The following is a 14,539-nucleotide window of genomic DNA, read 5'->3' on the forward strand; positions in this document are numbered from 1 at the left end:
AAACTTATTTGCGCCGGTATGGCAAGGAGAATCTGGTGATGGAACTGTGGGCGGAACGCGCGCTGCTGCCTGAAGGCTGGGCGGAAAACGTATTGGTCCGGATCGGCGCGGATGGCCGCATCGCCTCGGTCGCCGCCGGCTCGGCCCCGCAGGGCCAGCGGGTCGGGCTGCTGCTGCCCGCGCTGGCCAACCTGCACTCGCATGCCTTTCAGCGGGCGATGGCGGGCCTGTCCGAGGGGCGTGGCGACCAGCCCCGCGACAGCTTCTGGACCTGGCGGCAGATCATGTATCGCTTTCTGGACCACCTGACGCCCGACGACGTGGAAACCATCGCCGCGCTGGTCCAGATGGAGATGCTCGAGGCAGGTTATGCCACCAATGTCGAGTTCCACTATCTGCACCACCGTCCCGATGGTGGTCCTTACGACGACATCGCCGAAATGTCGGCGCGCATCGGTGCCGCCGCCGCGCGGACGGGGATCGGCCTGACCCTGCTGCCGGTGCATTACCAGTTCGGCGGCTGCGACCGCCGCCCGCTTGGGCCGGGCCAGCGGCGTTTCGGCACGACGCCCGATGAATTCGCCGCGCTGCTGGATGCCGCCGAGGCCGGCCTGCGCCACCTGCCCGCCGACACCGGCATCGGCGTCGCCCCGCATTCGCTGCGCGCCGTTTCGCCCGAGGCGCTGGCCCTTTGCGCCGCGCTTCGCCCCGGCCGGCCCCTGCACCTGCACATCGCCGAGCAGATCCCCGAGGTCGAGGAAGTCACCGCCGCCTATGGACGCCGCCCGGTCGAATGGCTGCTGGAAAACGCCGCCCCCGACCGCCGCTGGACGCTGATCCACGCCACCCAAATGACCCCGGACGAAACCCGCGCGCTGGCAGCGACCGGGGCGGTTGCGGGGCTGTGCCCGATCACCGAATCCAGCCTTGGCGACGGGATCTTTGACGGCCAGCGGTGGATCGAGGCCGGGGGGCGGCTTGGCATCGGGTCCGACAGCAACATCCGCATCGCCCTGACCGAGGAACTGCGCACGCTGGAATACAGCCAGCGGCTGCGCGACACCGCCCGCGCCGTGCTGGCCAGCCGCGAGAAATCCACGGGGCGGATGCTTTACGACGCCGCAGCAGATGGCGGCGCGACCGCAGCGGGGCGCGACACCGGCGCGATCCGCGCGGGGCTTTGGGCCGATCTTGCCGCCGTTTCGCTGGAAAATACGGTGATGGCGGGGCGCAGGGGCGACGAAATGCTCGACAGCCTGATCTTTGCGGGCCATGACGGTCTGATCCGCGACCTCTGGTCGGCGGGCCGCCATGTGGTGCAGGATGGGCGGCATGTCGAACATGACCGCATCAGCCGGGATTACATTCAATGCGTGAAGCGGCTTCAGGACAGGATGTGACCGGGCAAGCCGCCAGCCGGGGGCTGTCCAAAGCCCAGGTCATCGCGCAAGAGGTGCGCCGCCGCATCGTGGACCGCGAATGGCGGCAAGGCGACCGCATCCCCGACGAGGCCGAGCTGGCGGTCGAGTTCGGCGTCGCCCGCGCCACCGTCAACAAGGCCCTGCAACTGGTGGCCGAGGAAGGGCTGCTGGACCGCCGCCGCCGCGCGGGCACGCATGTCACGGTGAACCCGATCCGCAAGGCGACCTTCTCGATCCCCATCGTGCGCGAACAGGTCGAGCAGCTTGGCATGGAATACGGCCACCGGCTGGTCGCAAAGCGCATGGCCCCCCTGCCCGCCGATATCGCGACCCGCATGGACCTGCCGCAGGGCCAGGTGCTGATCCATCTGCGCAACGTCCATCTGGGCGACGGCCGCCCCTTCCAGACCGAAGAGCGCTGGATCAACCCCGAAACCGTCCCCGGCATCGCCGAGGTCGATTTCCGCAAGGCCAACGCCAACGAATGGCTGGTCCGCAACGCCCCCTATACACACGCCGAACTGACGTTTTCCGCAGAAAACGCCAGCCACCGCGATGCCCGCCTGCTGGATACGCGCAAGGGCCAGGCGCTGCTGATCGTCCACCGGCTGACATGGAACGACCTTGGCCCGATCACCTTCGTCCGGCTGGCCTTCCATCCGGGCTATTCCATGTCCACCGCACATTGACCGCCGTGCGGCTACATGAACAGGTGCGCCTCGTCGATGGCGCGGCGCAAGAAGTTCTCGCGGTCGGCCTCGGGCTGCCAACCCAGCAGGTTGCGCGCCCTGGCGTTGTCGAAGCGCGACAGGTGGCCGCGCGATTTCCAGTCGGCCAGGATCGGGCCATGCGCATCCTTGCGCCGCAGCGCATAACGCTTCAGCCCCTGCTTGACCTGATCGGCGGCCCATAGCAGCGTCAGGTTGGACGAGGTGACCCGCAGCTTCGCACCCAGCCGCCGGTGGATCGCATCGAAATAATCGCGCCCCGTCAGCAGGGGCTGGCCGGTGAGGTTGAAGCTCTGGTCCACGGCCTCGGGCCGCTCCATCATCGCGATCAGCCCGTCCGAGGCGTCGTCGGCCAGGACGAAAGGCAAGATGTTGCGCCCGCTGCCCCACAGCCTGACCGCCCCCGCGCCATGCCAGCGCCCGATGCCCCAATGCTGAAGCGGCCCGCCGTCGCCCACCACGATGCCGGGCCGCGCGATGACCAGCGGCACGCCGCCTTGCGCGCGATGGGCCAGCAACTGGCGTTCGCATTCCGCCTTGGAGCGGGCATAGAGATTGCGCCGCTCAAGATCGCCGAAGGGGGTGTCCTCGGTAATCACCTGCGCCGGGTCGGACATGTCGTAGGATGCGATGGTCCCGGTATAGACCAGCCGCCCGACACCCGCCGCCTGCGCCGCCCGCGCGATGCGCAGCGCGGTGCCGACATCGTTCTTCAGCGCGCTTTCCCAGCTATGGTCGTGCGACCGCGCAAGGTTGAAGACGCAGTCGATCCCCTGCATCGCGCGGGCCAGCCCTTCCTCGTCCTGCAAGGATGCCCCGACCAGTTCCACCCGGTCGGCGATATCGGCGAAGGGTCCGCTGCGCCCGCGCGACAGCACGCGCACGTCATGGCCCTTTTCGACCAGCCGCCGGGTCAGGTTGCGCCCGATGAAGCCGGTGCCGCCGATGACCATGACCCGCGGCGCGGGCTGGCCCGCAGGCACGGCGGGAACCGGCGGCAAGGGCGGCAGGGCGGCCAGCGCATGCTCGATCCCCTGCATGGCCAGCATGGCCTTTTCGGGGGTGAAGCGCGGATCGGGGCTGTTCTTGCGGATACCGCCGTAGAACCCGGCGACCGTGCCGCGAAAGCTTAGCCCATAGGGGCTTTTCTGGTTCAGCGATCCGGCCTGGCGCAGCGCGTTGACCACGCCTTCGCGCAGATGCTGGCCCGCCTGCGCCAGTTCCTTGCGCAAGGGGTTCAGCACCAGTTCCGACGTATTTTCGCGCGACACCACCAGCGTATCGGCGGCGTAATCCAGCCGCGCCATCCCCGACGATCCCCGCACCGTGACCGAACGGTCGTCGAATGTCTCGACCAGCGACAGGGCGATGGTCAGGTCCACATCCCCCGCGCGCGCAAGGATGCGCCAGCTTTGCGGACGACGCCCGCCCCCCGGAATGTCGATCCACTGGCCAAGGGCGACGTGATCCACCTCGATCGGGCCAAGCAGTTCGGTCGCCAGCGAAAACGGATGCGGCCCCAGTTCCAGCAGCAGGTTGCGGGTGTCGCGCATCAGCCAGATGCCGTAAGGACCCGAGCGCAGCGGCGGCAGGGGCAGCGACCAGTTGACTTGCACGCCGGACACCAGCCCAAGCCCTCCGCCGTCGCGCAGCGCCTGCAAGCGCCGGAAGGACGGCAAGGCCAGGAAATTGTGGCAAACCCCCAGCACCTTGCCCGCCTGCGCCGCGCCCTCGGCCATCTCGCGCAGTTCGGCCACGGACAGAGCGGCGGGCTTTTCGACCAGCACATGCAACCCCGCCCGCAGGCATTGCAGCGCAAGATCGCGATGCAGATGCGGCGGCGTCAGGATATGGACCGCATCGCAAACGCCCGCGTCGATCATCACCTGCAAATCGTCGAAGGCGGCGATGCCGTAGCTGGCGGCAAGCCCCGCCGCCGCCTCGGCGGCAGGGTCGCAGACGGCGGCAAGGCGCAGCCCCGGCGTGGCCCGGATCGCATCCGCATGCCACGAGGCGATATAGCCTGCGCCGACGATACCGACGCGATATTCCGGCGTGGCCGTCATGGAAACCTCATTTGTATTCGATGATGCGCATGTCGTCGCCTGCACGGCGGCGGCGGTGATAGATGGACATGCCGATCAGGTTGGGGATCTTGGACAATGTCAGCAGGGCCGCCTGTTTCAGCGCCATCCCGCGTGCAAGACCACCGCGCATCAGCCCCTGCGCCGTGCGCAGCCAGGACAGCACATAAAGCGCGGCCACCAGCAGCGCCAGCGGCGGGAAAAGGGCCAGCCCCAGCAGCAGCAACAGCGGCAGGGCCAGCCCATAGGCCCAGACCCGCATCCGGTGGCGGCGGAAATGCGGCGGATGCATCCGTCCCACCTGCGCATAGCCGTGGCCGTCGCGGATGGTGCGCCGCCACCATGCAGAGAAGCTGTGCATGTTCGCATCGTGGCGCGTCATCGGCAGGGGCAGGCGTTCAAGCCGCCATCCCGCCTTGGCAAGACGCAGGCAGAATTCGTCATCCTCGGCCGCGATGACCGAGGGGTTGAAGCCGCCGACCTGCCGGAAAGCCGAAACCCGCACCATCATGTCGCCGCCACAGGTCGCGATGGGACCGGCGGGGCGGTGCCAGTCCACTTCGCACAGCGCGTTGTAGACGGATGCCTCGGGGTGGATCTCGGATCGCCAGCCGGTCACGAGGCCCAGCCCCGGATCGGCCTGCAAGGCGGCGATTGCGGCGCCCAGCCAGCCGTCGGCCACGGTGCAATCGCCATCGACGAACTGGACGAAATCCAGCGGACCGTCCTGCATCAGCGCCTCGAAACCCGCATTGCGGGCGCGGGCGGCGGTGAAGGGAACCGAACGGTCCAGCTCGACCACGCCGACGCCAAGCTGGCGGGCGAATTCCACGCTGCCATCGTTCGAGCCGCTGTCGACGTAGACGACCCGCCGGCAAAGCACGACCAGCGAGCGCAGGCAGGCCTTCAGCCGGTCACCTTCATTGCGCCCGATCGCGACCGCGCCCAATGCCGCAACGTTGCCGCCCAGATCTTCCTTGCCTGCCATGACCCTGCCGATACCCGAAACCGCGAACCTTCGCAGGCAGTAACGCAACAGGGCGCGGCAGGGCAACCTGTACGATAGCGCAGGTTTCCCCCCCTCACCGCGCGGACGATGCTCCGGCGCCATAAAAAAGAATTACGCCTGTTGACGAATCCATCAGGTGAACTGTAATGTTCAGATATCGCGAATCGGCAAGCCTATTGCAGCGCGACCATACGGGCCTTGACCTGATCGGTCTGCGCCGCCAGCGGGCCGTCGCGGCCTTGCAGCATGCAAGCCACATGCGCATCGGCGACCGGCGAAAGCGCCGCGTAAAGCGCGCGGAAAAACCGGCGCGCCCGGCTGCCACGCCATTCGGGGGGCAGGGCGGCGACCGGCAGGCCCGGATCGCTGGCAAGCAGTTCGCGGTAGACATGGGCAAGCAGAAGCCGGGCGATCAGCGCATCCTCGGGTTCAAGATCGCACCCGTCGCGGATGCGGCCATCCAGCCCGTCGAATCGGGCCAGCATCGCGTCATATTGCGACGCCAGCGTCTCCAGGTCCCACAGCATCGCCAGCCTTGCCAGGCTTTCGCCAGAGGTCACGACCTCGGCGCGGAACATCACGCCGTCGATCTGGTGCATGTTCGGGCGTTCGGGGCACAGCCAGACATCGCCGCCGATCCGGGCCATGCGATAGCGGCGCGCCTCGCGTTCGGTCAGGTCGGGCGCGAAGGTCAGCGTCCACGCGGTGGGATCGGCATAGGGCGCGTAAAGCAACTGATCGGTTTCGGAAAATTCCTCCTCAAGCGAGGGCGCAAGCTGGTAGAAGCTGCGCCGCCCGACCCTCTGACCCTGCAACCGCCCTGCCGACACCATCCGCGAGGCCGCCGTGCGCACGAGGTTTTCGCGGATGCCCAGCCTGTCGCAGATGTCGATCAGGCTGCCCATCCACAAAACACCGCCGCGCGGCAAGACGATGTCGCAATAGATGGACAGGATCAGCGAGGCCGCCGTGACCGGCAGGCCGTCCATCAACTCGGACGTCAGGTCGCTTCGTGGCACAGACGGCCCCTTTTCTTCGGCTGCTACAGGCCCGCCTATGGTGAGCGCGCGGAATTGTCAAATCCACACCTCATCCGGTTTGCGGCGCCAAGCCGCCGGACGGCACCCGGACGCATGGCGATTTTGGGACTATACGCTGCGCGCCATTCATTCCATGCTGTGCCAAACCGTCAGCCGCGAGGTTCCCCCATGTCCCTTGAGCGCATTCGCAACGATCTTGGCGCGGTGGTTTCCGCGGATCGTGCGCATGTCTGGCATCATCTCAGCCAGCACAAGCAATATGAGACCACCGACCCGCGCGTTTTTGTCGAAGGCAAGGGGCTGCGGTTGTGGGACGCGGCCGGCAGGGAATACCTGGACGAAAAGCGCGTGCAGGCGGTCGTTGCCGATTGCGCGGCCAACGGCGTGCTGATCGGGGCCACCAACCGCTCGCTGCCGGGGCTGAACAACACGCTGTGCCTCTCGCCCGGCCTGATCGCTACGGCAGACGACATCGACACCATCACCAACGCAATCGACAGCGCGCTGACGCGCCTGGAAGGGTGATCCGGGTGCCGGAAACGGACCCCCCGCCCCTTCCCGTCACGTCCCCGACAGCATGCGCGAGATTCGCAGCGCATAGCGGTCGGTCGTCCCCGAGGTGAAATCCGCCAGCCCGTGCAGGGCGCTTTCGGTATCGCGCACCTCGCGCAGGTCCAGCGCCAGCGCGCGGACCAGTTGCCGGGCATGGTCGGACAGCCCGTCGGGCGACCAGCCCCTGAGGGCCAGTTCCTCATAGACCGGCAGGATGCCCGACATGACATTCGCGATGATCCGGCGGCCCGAGATTTCCAGTTCCGTCTTGCGCGGCGCGGTAAAGATGCGGGTCGCCGCCATCTTCCTGATCCGCGCGAATGCCGGGCCAAGGCTGCTGGCGCCGGTCAGGTCGCCGGAAAAGCGCCCCTCCATGATCGCGGCGTAATTGTCCTGGAATGCCTGGACGCTGGCCTCGATCGCACTGCCGATGCTGCGGGCGCGCAAATGGGCGATAGTCTCGGCGGGCGTGGCATCATCCGCGCCGCTGTTGGGCTTGCCGGTCAGTTCCAGCAGGACCTCGCGCACAAGATCGAAGGACAGCTCACCCGTGATGAAGGCGTCTTCCAGATCGACGATGTTATAGGTGATGTCGTCGGCGGCCTCGACCAGAAAGACCAGCGGGTGACGGGCGCGATAGCCGCCCTTGTCGGGCAGCTTCAGCGCATCGGCGACCTCGGCAAAGCGCGAAAGCTCGGACTGGAATATCCCGAATTTCTTCAACCCGATATAAGAGGCCCCGCCCTTCATCGCCCGCAACCGGGCCGAGGCGGTCACCGGATATTTCGTAAAGGCGCCAAGCGTGGCCTTGGACAGGCGCATCCCGCCGCCGCCGCGATACATCTCAAGCCGGGTCAGGATGCGGAAGCCCTGGGCGTTGCCCTCGAACCCGGTGAACTGCGGGCGCAGGTCGTCCTCCAGATCGGCCAGCAGGCCGCCCCCCTGCGCAAAGCCCGCCGTGAACCATGCGCCCATCGCCGCCTCGCCGGAATGGCCAAAGGGCGGGTTGCCGATGTCATGGGCGACGCAGGCCGCCTGCACGATATCGGCAAGGTCATGGACCTGCGCCCGGTCTATCCGATCCGTATCGGCCAGCCACTGCCCGACCCGCATCGCCAGCGAGCGCCCGACGCTGCTGACCTCGATCGAGTGGATCAGCCGGTGGTGAACATGGTCGTTTTCGTAAAGCGGCTGCACCTGCGTCTTGTTCGCCAGCCGCCGGAAAGGCGCCGAAAAGACGATCCGGTCATGGTCCTGCACAAAGACCGAGCGCGTCGCCTGCCCCTGCGCGCCGCCGTCGCCCAGCCGCTTGTCGCAAAGCAGATCGCTCCAGTTCATCACATCGACCATCGGGAAAACACCTCGGCTATCGTCCTCGCGCCCTTCATAGCCCATCCTGCCCCGCCCGACAGCCCTTGCATTTCCCCGTCCCGGCAGGGCAGAGGGACGCGGGCGAACACCGGCAGCAAGGCAGGAAGAACATGAAAAACCAGGGTATCATCGCCCGCCTGTGGTCAAGCCCCTATCTGCTGCTGACGCTGGCCCCGCTGTTCTGGGCGGGAAACTTCGTGGTCGGCCGCGCCATCCTGACCAGCGCACCGCCCATTTCGCTGGCGTTCTGGCGCTGGACGCTGGCACTGATCCCGGTGCTGTGGCTGGGACGGCGCCATATCGACTACGCCGCCGAATGGCGGGTGCTGCGCGCCAACCTGCCGCTGGTCGCGCTGCTGGCGGTGCTTGGGATCAGCATCTTCAACACCTTCGTCTATTTCGGGCTGCAACAGACAAGCTCGGTCAACGCGATGCTGCTTCAGTCGATGATCCCGCTGCTGATCCTGCTGGCCTGCTTCCTGCTCTATGGCGAGCGCCCGAACGCCCCCCAGATCGCCGGCGTGGCGCTGTCGCTGGCGGGTGTCGGCTTCATCGCGACGCAGGGGCACCTGGCCCAGCTTGCCAGGGTCACCGTCAATGCGGGCGATCTGTGGGTCTTTGCGGCGGTCGTCGCCTATGCGGCCTATTCGGCGCTGCTGCGCAAACGTCCGCCGCTGCATCCGCTGGTCTTTCTGGCGGCGACCTTCGCCATCGGCGCGCTGGCTCTGCTGCCCTTCCACATCCGCGAACATATGTCGGGCCACGTCCTGCCGCTGAACGCCGCGACGCTTGGCACGCTGGCCTATCTGGTGATCTTTCCCAGCATCCTGTCCTATCTGTTCTTCAATCGCGGGGTCGAGCTGGTCGGCGCGGGTCGCGCGGGCCTGTTCATCCACCTGTTGCCGGTCTTCGGCAGCATCCTGGCCGTGGTCTTCCTGCGCGAACGGATCGAGGGTTTCCACATCGCCGGCGCCGCGCTGATCGGCGCGGGACTGGTCATCGCCTCGCGCAGCCGCAAGGCGTGACCGGCGCCCAGCCGCTGGGTCAGATCGGGCTGCGCAGGATCGCGGCCAGCGGCTGGCCGCCGGGGATCTCGTCGGCACGCACGCCAAGCACGGTCGCGCCCGTGCGCATCGCGCGGCCCGCGATCTCGTCCACGACGCCATAGTTCAGCGCGTCGCCCGCATCGTCCAGCGTGACCTCTCCGCTTTCCTCGTCCACGAAACCGCTCAGCGTCGCGCCGATATCGACCAGCAGCCGATCCACATTGCCGAAGGTCGCGGCACGGGCGGCCTCGGCCAGGTCGCCGGTCGCGCGGCGCTGGTCCTTGCGCTGCTGGTAAAGCTGGCGGAAGTCCTCGATCTGGCGGGCATAATGCGCATCCAGGACGGCGCGGGCGGCCTCGGCCAGTTCAGCCGCGCCCAGGTGGTCGTGGCTGCCCGCGATCCCCTCGTCCAGCGGCGCAAGGCTGGTGACGGAACGGAACACCGACTCCAGCGGCTGCGCGGCGGCCAGCACCAGCGGCAGGCGGCCCGAGGCCAGCAGCGGGCGCAGCGCCCCGTCGATCTTGCGCACATATTGCACCATGCGCGAACGCGGCACGTTCGGACCCGCGGGCGAATCGTCGCCCGTGCGCATGCCGATGGCCTCGGCGATGCTTTCGGGCATGCCGTCCACCTCGACCTCCTGCGCGGGAAGGTCGGGCAGGATGCGCACCAGCCGCGCGGCGTTTTCCGACAGCGCCAGCACATAGGCCGAATGCGGAAAGGTGACGGCGCGGATCAGCGGCTTGAGGTGAAAGCGGTCCGAGACCTCGACCAGTTCGCCCAGGTTGTTGGCCAGCCGGAAGGTGCGCACCTGATCCAGCGTGACGAAGATCGCAAGGCTGTGGGCCTGGAAACGCCAGAACTCGTCGTCATCGGCCAGGTCGTTCAGATGTTCCTCGATCATGGCCACGTCGCGCTTGTCATGACCCGCCCCTTCCAGTTGCGCGATCGCCTCGCGCGTCAGGTTCTTCAGCCCGATCCGCGATTGCCGGACCTCCTGCGTCAGCGGCGTCGTCGGCAGATAGACCGAGACGCAGATCCCGGCACGGGTGTCATTCAGGCGCGCGATGTCCTTGCTGGAGGGGGTATCGAGATAAAGCATCAAAACCTCATGATTGACGGGAAAGGAACGGGCAAGCGCCGCCAGGGCGCCCAAGGCCGCCCCGGCCCGAACGGCAGGGGCAGCAATCGCCGGGGCAACCGCCCCCGGCATAACGCCGCCCATATCGCCGAGGTTCCCGGCACCGGGCGCTTATCCCCCTTTGATAGCAGTCATTTTCGACATATGCATGGCCAAACGACAGGCTGCGGCAATGCGGCCAGCAAAAAGGAACCGGCATGACCCACGTCCACCCCACGCGCCTGCGCATGCTGCGCCTCCAGATCGCCGCCACCGCGCTGCTCCTGGCCATCGCGGCCTATATCCTGGTGAACGTGCCGCTGGACACCCGCATCCTGATCGAGTCGTTCAGCCGCACGGGCCGCTCCCGCGCGTTCGAGGTCGGAACCTGGGCCGTCCTGCTCGCCCCCGCCGTCATCGCCTTCATGGGCTATTACGCGCGCAACGGGCGCGACTGGGACCCGGAAACCCCCAAGTCCCGGCGCATCACCTGGACCGCGCTCATCGTCGTGGATCTCTGCGCCATTGGCTTCCAGCTTCTGCTGGTGCGCGACGCGCTGGCCTCCGTCGCGCCCTGACAGGCCGAAACCCGCCCGACGCGGCAGAAAAAAGCGCCGCGCCCCATCTTCTCCTTCATGAAAATACCCAACGGCACGACCGGCCAAGCGGCGGTCCGGCCGCAGCCGGGGGCGCGCGCCTCACCGCAGGCCCGCCAGCGCGGACTGCTCTTCGGCATCGGTCATCGGCGCGCCTGCGCCGGTCTCGCGCAGAAAGTCGTCCAGCGCCTCGACTTGGCCCGAGGCCGGGACGAAACCGCCGTCCTGCCCGCTCAGCGCGATGCCGAAACGCTCATCCCAGCCGGTGCCGTCCTGATGGCAGGCAAGATGCAAGCGCGGCCCATCCGGCCCGCCGTGCAATTCGTATTCGCGGCAGAGCTCGCCCGCGCCATTGCGGTATGATGCGATCACGACAAGCTCCGACCCGTCGCCAAGCGCCTGGCTTTCGCCCGAGGGCAGCCGGTCCAGCGCCGCCATCTGCGCATCCCTGCCCCCATCCGCCCCGCCATCGCCAAGACCCGCGTAAAGCCCCAGGCCGACGACGGCCAGCGCCAGCGCCGCCGCGACGGCGGCCAGCGGGCGGCGGTTGAGGTTGGCGGGCGCGGATTTCGCCTGAGTGGCCGAGGCCGCGCGGATCATCGCCTCGACCGCCGGATCGACCAAGGGCGGATCCACCTGCGCCGCCCAATCCCGCAAGACCTGCCGCGACTGCGTGAATTGCCCCAGCCGCGCCGCCAGCGCCGGATCGCGGTCAACCGCGGCCGAGACCTCGCGCGCCAGTTCGGGCGCAAGTTCTCCGTCGGCAAGGGCCATCAGGGTTTCGTCGCTGATCTGCATGGCTGATCCATCGGTTCCGGTTTCGCTGCATCGGGGTAACGCATCGCCGGTCATTTTATTCCCAGCTTTCGGGAAAGCGCCAGCCGTGCGCGTGACAGGCGGCTCATGACCGTGCCGGGCGGGATCTCCAGCACGGCGGCGGCCTCGGCATAGCTCATGTCCTCGATGCAGACCAGGTGCAGGATCTCGCGCTGATCGGCAGGCAGTTCCGCCATCGCTGCCCCGACCGAGCGCAGCATCAGCCGGGCCTCGATCGCGCCCGAATCGTCGTTGGGCAGGGCCTCGGGCATCTGGAACACATCGACCTGGACCCCCCGCACCTGCTGGCGGCGGGTCATGTCGATCCAGGCGTTGCGCATGATGCGAAACAGCCACGGCTCCAGCCGCAGGGCGCCGTCGAAACCGTCATGGCCCTTGATGGCGCGCTCGACCGTGATCTGCACCAGGTCGTCGGCCACGTCGGCGCGGCGCGACAGGGACAGGCCGAACCGTTTCAAATTCGGCAAGAGTCGGACAAGCTCGTCGCCGAAAGCCGGGTCCATGACGCGATCCCCAAATGACTAGGCAAAACCAATGCGCCGGGAATAATATCTGCGCCGCAGCGTAATTGTCCAGAAAGCCAGCATATCGGAGGCGGGTAGATGCCCAGAATCGTCATGTTCCTGCTTGCCCTCTGCATCGGGCTGACCGCCGATATGGAAACGCGGGAGCCGGGGCAATCATGGCTTGCCACGGCCCTTGCCGATGACGATGACGATGACGATGATGATGATGATGATGATGATGATGATGATGACGACGGCCCCCGGCGCCTGCGGGTCCAGCCCCGACGCGCGCCCGCGCCCGTGGCGCCCCCGCCCGCGCAGGCGACGGACGAGATCCTTGCGCGCGGGCTAAGCGACGGCGATGTCGCCCTGTTGCAGGATCGGGGTTTCGAGGTTCTTCGCCGCACCACCCTGTCCGACGGCACCACCATGCTGCGCCTGCGCAAACCCGCCGATCTGAGCATGGATCAGGCGCGCGAGGCGGTTCGCGACAGCGGCTCGGCCCCGGCAGCGGATTTCAATCACTTCTACCGTCCCGAACAGGGCGCCTGCCAGACCATCGACTGCCCCGCCCGCGACATGATCGGCTGGCAGGACAGCTATTGGCAATGCGGGGGCACGCCGCCCCTGATCGGCATGGTCGATACCGGCCTGAACGAAAGCCACGAGGTTTTCGCCGGTGCGATGATCGAGGTTCATCGCATCGACGGGCAGGAGGGTCCCGACCGGATGCATGGCACGGCGGTCGCGGCCCTGCTGGTGGGCAAGCGCGACAGCAGGTCGCCCGGCCTTGTGCCCCATGCGCGGCTGGTGGCGGTGGATGCCTTCCACAAGGCGGGAAACGACCTGCGCGCGGACGCCTTTGCCTTGATCGAGGCGATGGACCTGCTTGCCCAGCGCGGCGCGAAGGTGGTGAACCTCAGCCTTGCAGGGCCGCCTAACGCGGCGCTGGAGCGGCAGATCGTCCAGTTGCACGACCGCGGCGTGGTCATGGTCGCCGCCGCGGGAAACGACGGCCCGCGCGCCGAACCGGCCTATCCCGCCGGCTACGGCCAGGTGATCGCGGTCACCGCCGTCGATCGCCGGGGCGAGGTCTATCGCCGCGCGATCCGGGGCGAGCATATCGACCTTGCCGCGCCGGGCGTGGATGTGTGGACGGCGGCCTCGGTCAGGGGCGCGCGGGTGCGGACGGGCACCTCATTCGCCGCGCCCTTCGTCACCGCCGCCGCTGCCTTGCTGCTGCAACGGGACCCGCAAATGACGCCGGATCAGGTCCGCCAGGCCCTGCTGTCGCAGGCCAGCGACCTTGGCCCGGCGGGCCGTGACGAGATCTTCGGATACGGGCTTGTCAGCGCGCCGGCGGATTGCACCGCCCCGCACCAGGCGGGCTGAATGCCCCCCTCGCCGTCAGCGAAGGGGGCCTTGTCCCGGTTGGCGCCTACCAGATGAAATCCTCGGCATCCAGGTTGGACAGTTGGGTGTTTTCCACCAGCAGGCGATGCGTGCCGAACTGGATCGAGACGCCGCCGTTGCCATCGCTCGCGGCGGCCAGGATGTCGTCGAAGCTGTCGATCCGGGGCGCGAAATGGGAAAGGTCGATGGTATCCTCGCCCGAGCGGAAATCGGTGATCCGGTCGCGGCCCGCGGTAAAGACGAAGACATCCTCGCCCGCGCCGCCGGTCAGAGTGTCGTTGCCCTGCCCGCCGCTCAGCGTATCGTTGCCCTGACCCCCATACAGGGCGTCATGGCCCCGGTCGCCGTGCAGCATGTCGTCGCCGTCGCCGCCGAACAGGATGTCGTTGCCCATGCCGCCGAACAGCAGGTCGTCGCCCGAACCGCCGTTCAGCACGTCATGGCCCTGACCACCCCAGACGGTATCATTGCCCGGACCGGCCACGATCTGATCGTTGCCCATGCCGCCGTGGATTTCGTCATCGCCCGCACCGGCATAGATGCGGCCGTGGCCCTGACCGCCCCAGACGGTGTCGTTGCCATCGCCGGAATACAGCAGGTCGTTGCCCGGCCCGCCGAAGACCTCGTCATCGCCAAGACCCGCAAAGATGGTGTCGTGGCCACCGCCGCCGCGAACGGTATCGTCCCCGGCAAACGACTTGATCAGATCGCCAAGGGGGGTGCCGACGATAAGATCGGCGATCATGCTGCCTGTAATCGTTCTCATCTCAGAAACTCCTTAATCATGAAAAAGCACGAGCGCACTCGCTGCCCGCA

General features: G+C 67.5%; 13 protein-coding genes and 1 pseudogene. 6 read left to right on the forward strand and 8 right to left on the reverse strand.

Going from position 1 to position 14,539, the window contains the following annotated elements:
* Window positions 1-35: 35 nt before the first annotated feature.
* Both Q0O97_RS06945 and Q0O97_RS06950 read left to right on the forward strand, forming a co-directional pair.
* Complete coding sequence (locus tag Q0O97_RS06945) at window positions 36-1,400, forward strand: formimidoylglutamate deiminase (protein ID WP_294926590.1); 1,365 nt, start codon at window positions 36-38, stop codon at window positions 1,398-1,400.
* Entirely contained in the window at window positions 1,397-2,110 is a 714-nt protein-coding gene (locus tag Q0O97_RS06950) for a GntR family transcriptional regulator (protein WP_294926592.1), read from the forward strand. Before Q0O97_RS06945 ends, Q0O97_RS06950 begins: the two co-directional genes overlap by 4 nt.
* Window positions 2,111-2,121: 11 nt before the next feature.
* Here Q0O97_RS06950 and Q0O97_RS06955 read toward each other — a convergent pair whose 3' ends face one another.
* The 3 genes from Q0O97_RS06955 to Q0O97_RS06965 form a co-directional block, all read right to left on the reverse strand.
* A complete protein-coding gene (locus Q0O97_RS06955) occupies window positions 2,122-4,215 on the reverse strand; it encodes an NAD-dependent epimerase/dehydratase family protein (RefSeq protein WP_294926594.1) in 2,094 nt (697 codons plus the stop codon).
* 7 nt (window positions 4,216-4,222) lie between these two features.
* Entirely contained in the window at window positions 4,223-5,221 is a 999-nt protein-coding gene (locus Q0O97_RS06960) for a glycosyltransferase family 2 protein (protein WP_294926596.1), read from the reverse strand.
* Between the two features lie 194 nt (window positions 5,222-5,415).
* Window positions 5,416-6,261 carry a PaaX family transcriptional regulator C-terminal domain-containing protein gene (locus Q0O97_RS06965; protein ID WP_294926598.1) on the reverse strand — a complete coding sequence of 282 codons (846 nt, stop codon included), beginning with the start codon at window positions 6,259-6,261 and terminating at the stop codon, window positions 5,416-5,418.
* 333 nt (window positions 6,262-6,594) lie between these two features.
* Here Q0O97_RS06965 and Q0O97_RS06970 point away from each other — a divergent pair.
* Window positions 6,595-6,807: pseudogene (locus Q0O97_RS06970) on the forward strand (aspartate aminotransferase family protein); the annotation flags it as partial.
* Between the two features lie 36 nt (window positions 6,808-6,843).
* Here the strand turns inward: Q0O97_RS06970 and dgt are convergent.
* Entirely contained in the window at window positions 6,844-8,229 is a 1,386-nt protein-coding gene (dgt, locus tag Q0O97_RS06975) for a dGTP triphosphohydrolase (RefSeq protein WP_294926601.1), read from the reverse strand.
* Between the two features lie 86 nt (window positions 8,230-8,315).
* On the opposite strand from dgt, the gene Q0O97_RS06980 reads away from it, so the two are divergent.
* Window positions 8,316-9,230: an EamA family transporter gene (locus Q0O97_RS06980; protein WP_294926603.1), complete on the forward strand. Its 915-nt coding sequence runs from the start codon at window positions 8,316-8,318 to the stop codon at window positions 9,228-9,230.
* Window positions 9,231-9,249: 19 nt separating this feature from the next.
* Here Q0O97_RS06980 and Q0O97_RS06985 read toward each other — a convergent pair whose 3' ends face one another.
* Window positions 9,250-10,353 (reverse strand): hypothetical protein, encoded by a 1,104-nt coding sequence (locus Q0O97_RS06985; protein ID WP_294926605.1) that lies wholly within the window; start codon window positions 10,351-10,353, stop codon window positions 9,250-9,252.
* Window positions 10,354-10,589: 236 nt separating this feature from the next.
* On the opposite strand from Q0O97_RS06985, the gene Q0O97_RS06990 reads away from it, so the two are divergent.
* Entirely contained in the window at window positions 10,590-10,949 is a 360-nt protein-coding gene (locus Q0O97_RS06990; RefSeq protein WP_294926607.1) for a hypothetical protein, read from the forward strand.
* A gap of 120 nt (window positions 10,950-11,069) precedes the next feature.
* Here Q0O97_RS06990 and Q0O97_RS06995 read toward each other — a convergent pair whose 3' ends face one another.
* Window positions 11,070-11,765, reverse strand: a complete 696-nt coding sequence (locus Q0O97_RS06995; RefSeq protein ID WP_294926609.1) for a hypothetical protein — start codon at window positions 11,763-11,765, stop codon at window positions 11,070-11,072.
* A 50-nt stretch (window positions 11,766-11,815) separates the two neighbouring features.
* The gene (locus Q0O97_RS07000) at window positions 11,816-12,307 is read right to left on the reverse strand and encodes an RNA polymerase sigma factor (RefSeq protein ID WP_294926610.1); all 492 of its coding nucleotides are present in this window, start codon (window positions 12,305-12,307) and stop codon (window positions 11,816-11,818) included.
* 99 nt (window positions 12,308-12,406) lie between these two features.
* Between Q0O97_RS07000 and Q0O97_RS07005 the strand changes: the two genes are divergently transcribed.
* Entirely contained in the window at window positions 12,407-13,702 is a 1,296-nt protein-coding gene (locus Q0O97_RS07005; protein ID WP_294926612.1) for a S8 family serine peptidase, read from the forward strand.
* Window positions 13,703-13,748: 46 nt separating this feature from the next.
* Here the strand turns inward: Q0O97_RS07005 and Q0O97_RS07010 are convergent, their stop codons facing one another.
* Window positions 13,749-14,489 (reverse strand): calcium-binding protein, encoded by a 741-nt coding sequence (locus Q0O97_RS07010; protein WP_294926614.1) that lies wholly within the window; start codon window positions 14,487-14,489, stop codon window positions 13,749-13,751.
* Window positions 14,490-14,539 lie beyond the last annotated feature (50 nt).

Origin of the sequence: uncultured Paracoccus sp. (genome assembly GCF_945915435.1) — a bacterium.
Taxonomy (GTDB): Bacteria; Pseudomonadota; Alphaproteobacteria; order Rhodobacterales; family Rhodobacteraceae; genus Paracoccus.

Excerpts from the sequence above, each read along its gene's own strand:
- Q0O97_RS06955 (WP_294926594.1), bottom strand. The coding sequence starts at position 4,215 with ATGACGGCCACGCCGGAATATCGCGTCGGTATCGTCGGCGCAGGCTAT.
- Q0O97_RS06960 (WP_294926596.1), bottom strand. The coding sequence starts at position 5,221 with ATGGCAGGCAAGGAAGATCTGGGCGGCAACGTTGCGGCATTGGGCGCG.
- dgt (WP_294926601.1), bottom strand. The coding sequence starts at position 8,229 with ATGGGCTATGAAGGGCGCGAGGACGATAGCCGAGGTGTTTTCCCGATG.
- Q0O97_RS06980 (WP_294926603.1), top strand. The coding sequence starts at position 8,316 with ATGAAAAACCAGGGTATCATCGCCCGCCTGTGGTCAAGCCCCTATCTG.
- Q0O97_RS06985 (WP_294926605.1), bottom strand. The coding sequence starts at position 10,353 with ATGCTTTATCTCGATACCCCCTCCAGCAAGGACATCGCGCGCCTGAAT.
- Q0O97_RS06990 (WP_294926607.1), top strand. The coding sequence starts at position 10,590 with ATGACCCACGTCCACCCCACGCGCCTGCGCATGCTGCGCCTCCAGATC.
- Q0O97_RS06995 (WP_294926609.1), bottom strand. The coding sequence starts at position 11,765 with ATGCAGATCAGCGACGAAACCCTGATGGCCCTTGCCGACGGAGAACTT.
- Q0O97_RS07000 (WP_294926610.1), bottom strand. The coding sequence starts at position 12,307 with ATGGACCCGGCTTTCGGCGACGAGCTTGTCCGACTCTTGCCGAATTTG.
- Q0O97_RS07005 (WP_294926612.1), top strand. The coding sequence starts at position 12,407 with ATGCCCAGAATCGTCATGTTCCTGCTTGCCCTCTGCATCGGGCTGACC.
- Q0O97_RS07010 (WP_294926614.1), bottom strand. The coding sequence starts at position 14,489 with ATGAGAACGATTACAGGCAGCATGATCGCCGATCTTATCGTCGGCACC.